The sequence below is a fragment of the Anaerovibrio sp. JC8 genome, from assembly GCF_002100115.1.
Lineage (GTDB): Bacteria > Bacillota > Negativicutes > Selenomonadales > Selenomonadaceae > Anaerovibrio.
On record NZ_ANBM01000015.1, the window covers coordinates 37,649 to 45,162 of the forward strand.

The window sequence follows — 7,514 nt, forward strand, 5'->3', positions numbered from 1 at the left end:
GAGATATAATATGGGCCGGTGCTTATAGAAGTACCGGCCTGTAGTGCCTGATTTGGGCATAGGAAATAAAGGGTACTTCTATCACATCCCCACAGAGCTTTCTGTAGGTAATGCCGATATCAGTATCCCCGCGCCCTATAGCTAATCAGGCTGGGAAATATTTTTTTATGTTTCTGACACTTAGCTGAATGCACTATATGTTCTCAACTAAAAGTCAGAGTTTAAATGAGATTGGAGAAACGACAGTTGTCACTCCATAGTTGCTAATTGTGATTATGAACCATTTTTAGGCTTGGTCGGTTCCAAAAAATTAAAACTTTTGCTTTTTCACATAAAAAAATGTTGAATTTGGAACCTCCAACCCAAAAAGTGGTCCAATTTGGACTACTTTTTTTCTATTTGCCAAAAACAAAAACCCGGCAAATAAAGTACTATAAAGTACCTTACTTGCCGGGCTCGTATGTCGGTATGTTGCATCGTGCTCCGTGCTAAGCGGATTTGTTTATTTTTATGTCAAGCATTTTCTTACATTTTGGGCAAGGCTGTTGTATATCATACTTTGCAACCATTCCGTCATGATGCGGCCAAATGAGCATTGATTTCTTAATCTCTTGAGAGCCCGCATCAAACAATCTCCCTCTCTTGCAAACTGGACAAACTACTGAGTTTATATTTTTCATCTATTTTCCTCCCCCAGGTATTTTTAGTTAGGATTAGTTACCACTCTTTTAATATAACACTTTATTAATAAAGTTACAAGCAGTTTTTATTTAATGTAATATGCAATATCTTTTGTAATACTTAATATTTTTCACATTGTTTCATTTTGTCTCGTTTTGTTTCATGTTGTTTCATTATGAAAAATATTTAAAACGGAATTTCATCATCGGAAACAACACCAACAACATCGTCCTCCAGGTCTCCATTCATAAAGGCATCAATCGCATACATAACATCCTTATTTAATTTTGGATGCTTCATTCGGTCCTTTACGGTTGCAAAAAGCGTCTCCAAAAGAGGTGCCAGAGGAGTATCATCTTGAGAAGTAAACAAGAATTGCCGTCCATTAAACGGAATAGAAATCCATGCTTCTTTTGCATATGGGGCAGAAAAGTCGTTACCACTTCCACATGCCTCAATATCCATTAAATAAAGTCTTGTACCGTTCTTAAGCCTAAGATTAAAACAATCACCAGCAATAGATGTTTCACGGCCAAACGATTTTGAATTAAAAACAATACGAGTTACTTCGTTAGGATAAGCAGAGCCATTCTCCTCACGGAAGGTTTCAAAACTAAACAATGGATGTTCTATGTCACCATCACGATCTACATCAATGTGATTAAGATCATCTACAGTTTCTCTAACCCAATCCAGCTTATCTGCAAGTGTATCCTCTTTCAACTTATCAAAAAATTTAGCAATATATTGTTCTGTTGGAGTTAAATCAGTAAGATCGACAGAAATCAAAGTGTCAATACTTACATGAAGCAATTTTGCAGCGGAAACAACAAACTCCACACTTGGTTCGGCAGTGTTTCCCTCTTTTTCTAATCGCGACATATACCCTAGACGGACACCTGCTTCACGTTCAATTTGGCCAATCTTAACATCGTTATTCTTACTGATAAGCTCACGAATATTTGAGAAACAAACTTTTTTGTCGAAATTCTTATAATCCTCAAGTAGTTTTTTCAAGGAAGAAATAAGCTGACGTACCTTATTGAGCTTCTTAGCTGATACATCATCATCCTGTTCACCAGAAGTTATAGCAGCATCGAGGTCTATTTCATCATTTATTCTAGTTTCCTCTTTCTCAAGTTCTTCAAGCCGGTCGATTAATTCCTCTTTGGTGTAATCAAAAAACTCCGCGAATTCAATATCACTTTCCATCTCTTCTAAATCCATAGCAGTCATCCCCTCGTATCATTATGCAATAATAGTACATTTTTTATAATCATTTGTCAATATATGCAAAAATTTTATTTGACATTTTGTTTTTTGCATTTTACAAATATTTTTTCATCTATTTTTCATATTTGCATATACGTAAATTTTTTTGTCCAAAAATAAAAAGCAGCCCGAAGGCTGCTTTAATACCTCTATAGGTATATCTCTTGATACAATCAATCTCTATACTTCTTGAAATTCTCAGCTTGCTCCAGCACCTCTTTATATGCTTCATCAATTGCAACAGGTGGGTACCCGTTGTCATCAAGAACTATAATGAGGTCGGCCTGGAGTTCTGCCTTTATATCATCACGGGTGAAACAATCGGCATACTTGGATTTATCATCAACAATCTTCTTGATTTCCTGGGCCAAGAAAATCATTTTATCATGCGGATATTCGAATCCGAACTTCTTGGCCACAGCATCCAAAATATCATAAAATGCCTTTTCCTCGAAATTTATCCCCATATTTTCGTATGAGTTTTTCTCTGCTTTCAGTTGCTGTAACAAATCAGCCAATTGGTCAGCCACATCTCCAAGTACTTCATTGGCAAATGCCTCATCTCCGCTACGGTCATTATAACTGTTAACGACCTGCTGCAAACGCTCTGAAAACTCAACGCCTTTAATCTTGTTTACCTTTTTAAATTCCTCAATAGCCTGAGACAATAGCTTTTGCAGTAGCTTAATCTTAGTATTAGGGAATTTAATATGCGAAATTCTGTCCATGTATTCATCAGAGAACAGGTCAATGGACACATTTTTCCCGGCTGAGAACAATTCCTCTATTCCATCTGATAAGATAGCTTCTTCCACCATTTTCTGAACATGAGCATTCATTTGGGAGATATCCGGGGCATCACCCTTGGTCAACTTAAACAAAATAGAGCGAATGGCTATATAAAAATGAATCTTATCCCGCTCATCATCTGTTATATCTTCACTGGAGGTGCAAAGGCTAAACGCCTGCTTTAGTCTTTTGACCGCTGCCATAAACCGAAGTTCCAAATCTTCAGTCATTTGAACATACTCTACGGCTCTATTAAGACAGTATAGCTGTTCTTTAGGTGATCCTTTGAAATAGTCACTCGCATTAAAAGAGTAGAACATTTTGTTAAGTACATCCAGTTGATCCTTAACAATAGTTACAGACTGCTCTATCCCCTCAAAGGAACCTCCTTGGAAATTGGTATACTTAGCCAAAGCATTATTCATGTTTTTCCTTATACCAATATAATCAACAATAAGCCCCTTGTCCTTTCCGGCATAAACCCGGTTAACACGAGAAATGGTCTGTATAAGAGTATGCTGTTGGATAGGCTTATCAATATAAATAGCATCAAGGAAAGGTACATCAAAACCAGTTAGCCACATATCGACAACAATAGCTATTTTAAAATTCGACTTGATATTTTTAAACTGCCTATCCAGTTCCTTCCTATCTTCCTTTTTTCCCAGCTTATTAAATAGGTCGGGTTCATCGTCCTTATTGCGTGTCATTACCATACACACTTTTTCTATAGGTTTTAACTCCTTAGCTTCTTTTTCGGAAAGTTTAATACCATCAGGGGCAAGTGCCTTCTTTCCCCATTCAGGACGAAAATCCAATAAAATCTGGTACAACTGGAAAGCAATTTTACGATTTGCACATACAAACATAGCCTTGCCAGCTACAGTTGCACCTTCCTCAACTCGTTTTTCATAATGTTCAATAAAATCCTTGGCAACGGCATTTAGTCTATCAGGATCCCCCAATATTGCCTCTAAATGAGCAACTGCCTTTTTACTTTCTTCTATTTGGTATTCATTGGCACCTTCTTCTGCACAACGAGAATAGTATTCCTCAATCTCCTTTACCTTGGAGCTGTCCAAGATAACCTTAGCCGCACGTCCCTCATATACCAAATTAACTGTTATGCCGTCTTTAACGGCCTCAGTCATAGTATAAGAATCTACCACCTCACCAAATACATTGATTGTGGCATCGATAGGGGTTCCAGTGAATCCCACATAAGTTGCATTCGGTAAAGAATCATGCAGATGCTTAGCAAAGCCATACTTTTTCTGTACGCCTGTTTTTGTGACTACAACTTTTTGGTCCAAATTGACCTGAGAGCGATGTGCCTCATCAGAAATGCAGATAATATTGCTACGTTCGGAAAGCAAAGAAATATCCTCAGAAAATTTCTGTATAGTTGTAAGGAAAACACCGCCACTCGTCCGGCCATTCAGTTCATTACGCAATGCATCCCTGGAACTAATGCTAACCACCTTTTCGTCACCAATAAAAATTTTAGAAGCTGTAAATTGCCCAGAAAGCTGGTCATCCAGATCAGTCCTGTCAGTGATGATTATGATAGTAGGGCTATGAAAATGTGAATCCTTCATAATCATACGGACAAGAAATAGCATTGTATAACTCTTGCCGCAACCCGTAGCACCAAAATAAGTACCACCCTTACCATCTCCAACTGGCTGCATATGAAGTTTTATATTATCCAATAGCTTAGTTGCAGCAAAAAATTGAGGGTAACGACACACTATTTTTAATTCCTTGTGTGACTGGTCAGGGAAATAAATAAAATTCTTCACTACAGATAGCAGTCGATCCTTGCGGAATAACCCCTGAACCATTGTAACTAAAGAATCAATACCGTCCAAGTCATTGTCTGTAGGCTCTACCTTTCGCCATGCATAGAAAAAATCATACGGACTAAACAGGGAACCATATTTATTGTTTACTCCATCACTAATAACTACGAACGCATTGTAAATGAACAAGTTTGGAATATCCCTTTTGTAACGAACTGTAAGCTGGGTATATGCGTCCATAATGGTAGTATTTTCATTTGACGCCGTCTTAAATTCAAGCACCACCAATGGTAATCCATTTACATATACAATTGCGTCAGGAATGCGAGTCTGCTCATAGCCTTGTATCTCCACCTGGTTCACTATTTTAAAAATATTGCTATCTGGCTCCTCATAGTTTATCAGACTGACATAAATATCTTTTTGACTACGGTCATTACGAGTAAATATAAATCCGTCCATCAAAAGCCTAATGAACGCCTTATTGGCTTCATATAAAGAACCAGAAATAGCATTTATTTTATGGATTATAGCTTCAATCTCTCCGTTAGTTAAACCATCAGAACTGTACCTAGTTGCCAAGTATTGCCTAATATCATCTTCCAGTAAAACGACAGACTTATCCCTATGTATATCCGTACCAGGTAAATAGGTATAATTTTCTTCTTTAAAAAGTTCTATTATAGAATTTTCCAAGGCTTGTTCATTGAATTTCATACGCTCACACTCCTTTTCAATTGTATCTGAAACATGAGGGTATATTAAATGATAATTTAGAAGCTACAATACAAGCAATATTTACGGAATTTTACATGAGAAACTGTCATATCCAGTGCCAGTTATCAGATTTATGTACCTTGTGTTCAAGTAAGCGGGTTTTTGCTGATGATTATGTTGATAATGGTATTCCATTTTATCGTGGAGGCGAAATAACGCTAAAACAAAAAGGGCAGCCTGTTAATGATCCTTTATTTATATCAGATGCTCATTTTAAAGAACTTAAAGAAAAATATGGAGCACCAATTAAAGATGATATTTTGATAACTGCTGTTGGAACAATAGGAAATAGTTATCTTGTTGATCGTGAGAATTTTTATTTTAAGGATGGAAATATCATTTGGCTCAAAGACTTCTCCAAATATGAATATAGGTTTTTTATATATGACTTTATGCAATCTAGTTTATTTCAATCTTCTCTTGAAGCAATTAGCATAGGTTCTACACAAACAGCATTAACCATAGCAGCACTTTCTGATATAAAAGTTTTGGTACCAATTTTTGACAAACTTAAAAGCTACGCTAAACAAAGTTCGATGATTCGTAAAAATATACAACAAAATAATATGGAGTTAGAAGAATTACACCATATGTCCGAATTTATTTTGTCATCATTAAACCGCTAAATTATCATTTATCTTTTGTTTAAGCTTAATTCGGTCATCTATTATACGACTATATCTCACCAACTCTTTTTGCCGTTCCATTGAAGGTAAATCTATAGGGTATTCAGCAATATTAGCATACCTACAATACTCCCGCACTGACCCCGACCCAACAAAAGCGCAAAAACGTCTAAAGTTATCAGTTTTTACAATCATTTGAAGATAATCCGGTAAAACCAAGCTGCTCTCTTTCACATAAAAAATTTCATAAAGTGACGAACAAATAGCTTTATCATAATTATCATTTAATGCTATTGAATTAAGCTCCATTCTGGCGGGATTAAAAATAAAATCGTTATGATACAGGACATTGTATATTGAAATATCTGCTTCCTGCTGTTTGGGAGGTATTATTCCATCCTTGGAGACACCACATATTGGTAATTCCCCACCTGAATATTTTTCTCTTCGTTGTTCTGTCAAGTCTCCCAATTTATAAATCATCGTAACACCTCATGATATATATTTTCTATGTGCCAGTTTAACATTACTTTGCTTAACCATTGCATATTGTAAGGTAGTATCTATTCTCTGATGCCCAAGAAGCTTCTGGAGTTGCTCAATGGGCATCCCCTTATCTATAGCCATAGTGGCTAGTGTTCGTCTAAATTTATGTGGATGAACCTTATCCACTCCCAAATTCTTCCCTAAATTTCGCAATCTCACCTCAATTCCGCCTATATTCATACGATTGTATGGAGCATTAAGGCTGACAAACAATGCCACATTATCATCAACTCTACTATCAAGATATTTCTGAAGATGCATTTTTGTGCGAGCGTCAAAGTACACCACTCGTTCCTTATCGCCTTTACCCAAAACAATACACTCACGTTCGTTAAAATCTACATCATCACGATTTAGATTTACCATTTCTCCCACACGCATACCAGTTGAGGCGAGCATATCTATCATAGCCAAATCCCGTATTTCTCTGCACCCATCCCTCATACATTCCAAATCCTCGTCAGAATAGGTTTCCTTTACAGTTTTAGCCGTCTTGACCTTATGAATACGCCGCACTGGGCTTTTTATTATATAATCCTCATCTTCCAGCCAGCTAAAAAAAGACGATAATATACGCCTAATATTATCAATAGTAACCTTGCTGGAATTGTGTCTGCTCTGATAATCTGACAAATACCCCCGCAGGTCATCAGTAGTAATATGTTTTACACTTTTCTCAAGCATTTCAAGCATCTTTCGTATTGTATTCTCATAATATGAAAGGGATTTGGGTGAGCAACCTTCGATACGCTTGGCTGCAAGAAAACAATCAACATACTCTATTTCATCATCCTGAAGTTGTCCACTTTCCTGAACATCGTAATTACCTAAGCAAACGCATAATGTACTATGTAACACCTGCAACTGACTGTTATCAATTACTTTTAACATTTGCTGTTCAATATCCGCTATAAGTTTCTCTTTCATCATTCGCCCTCCAATCATAATTAGAGAACGAATTTCATAGGCTTTCTATTAAGTGGCTGTCACCATTACCAAATGAAGTAAAATGATAATTTAG

6 protein-coding genes are annotated in these 7,514 nt (G+C 36.6%); 1 reads left to right on the forward strand and 5 read right to left on the reverse strand.

Translation table 11 applies throughout. From position 1 onward, the window contains the following. Positions 1-488 precede the first annotated feature (488 nt). The 3 genes from D081_RS11665 to D081_RS11675 all read right to left on the reverse strand — a co-directional run bounded on the left by D081_RS11665 (position 489) and on the right by D081_RS11675 (position 5,261). The gene (locus D081_RS11665; RefSeq protein WP_085024341.1) at positions 489-680 is read right to left on the reverse strand and encodes a hypothetical protein; all 192 of its coding nucleotides are present in this window, start codon (positions 678-680) and stop codon (positions 489-491) included. A 187-nt stretch (positions 681-867) separates the two neighbouring features. Beyond that, a complete protein-coding gene (locus tag D081_RS11670; RefSeq protein WP_085024342.1) occupies positions 868-1,908 on the reverse strand; it encodes a helix-turn-helix transcriptional regulator in 1,041 nt (346 codons plus the stop codon). Positions 1,909-2,126: 218 nt separating this feature from the next. Then, a complete protein-coding gene (locus D081_RS11675; protein WP_085024343.1) occupies positions 2,127-5,261 on the reverse strand; it encodes a type I restriction endonuclease subunit R in 3,135 nt (1,044 codons plus the stop codon). 95 nt (positions 5,262-5,356) lie between these two features. Here D081_RS11675 and D081_RS11680 point away from each other — a divergent pair, with 95 nt between their 5' ends. Then, complete coding sequence (locus D081_RS11680) at positions 5,357-5,947, forward strand: restriction endonuclease subunit S (protein WP_085024344.1); 591 nt, start codon at positions 5,357-5,359, stop codon at positions 5,945-5,947. Here the strand turns inward: D081_RS11680 and D081_RS11685 are convergent. Continuing rightward, positions 5,936-6,430: a restriction endonuclease subunit S gene (locus D081_RS11685; RefSeq protein WP_085024345.1), complete on the reverse strand. Its 495-nt coding sequence runs from the start codon at positions 6,428-6,430 to the stop codon at positions 5,936-5,938. The two genes, D081_RS11680 and D081_RS11685, sit on opposite strands and share 12 nt — an antisense overlap. 9 nt (positions 6,431-6,439) lie before the next feature. Beyond that, the gene (xerA, locus tag D081_RS11690; protein ID WP_085024346.1) at positions 6,440-7,420 is read right to left on the reverse strand and encodes a site-specific tyrosine recombinase/integron integrase; all 981 of its coding nucleotides are present in this window, start codon (positions 7,418-7,420) and stop codon (positions 6,440-6,442) included. Positions 7,421-7,514 lie beyond the last annotated feature (94 nt).

Excerpts from the sequence above, each read along its gene's own strand:
- D081_RS11665 (WP_085024341.1), bottom strand. The coding sequence starts at position 680 with ATGAAAAATATAAACTCAGTAGTTTGTCCAGTTTGCAAGAGAGGGAGA.
- D081_RS11670 (WP_085024342.1), bottom strand. The coding sequence starts at position 1,908 with ATGGATTTAGAAGAGATGGAAAGTGATATTGAATTCGCGGAGTTTTTT.
- D081_RS11675 (WP_085024343.1), bottom strand. The coding sequence starts at position 5,261 with ATGAAATTCAATGAACAAGCCTTGGAAAATTCTATAATAGAACTTTTT.
- D081_RS11680 (WP_085024344.1), top strand. The coding sequence starts at position 5,357 with ATGAGAAACTGTCATATCCAGTGCCAGTTATCAGATTTATGTACCTTG.
- D081_RS11685 (WP_085024345.1), bottom strand. The coding sequence starts at position 6,430 with ATGATTTATAAATTGGGAGACTTGACAGAACAACGAAGAGAAAAATAT.
- xerA (WP_085024346.1), bottom strand. The coding sequence starts at position 7,420 with ATGAAAGAGAAACTTATAGCGGATATTGAACAGCAAATGTTAAAAGTA.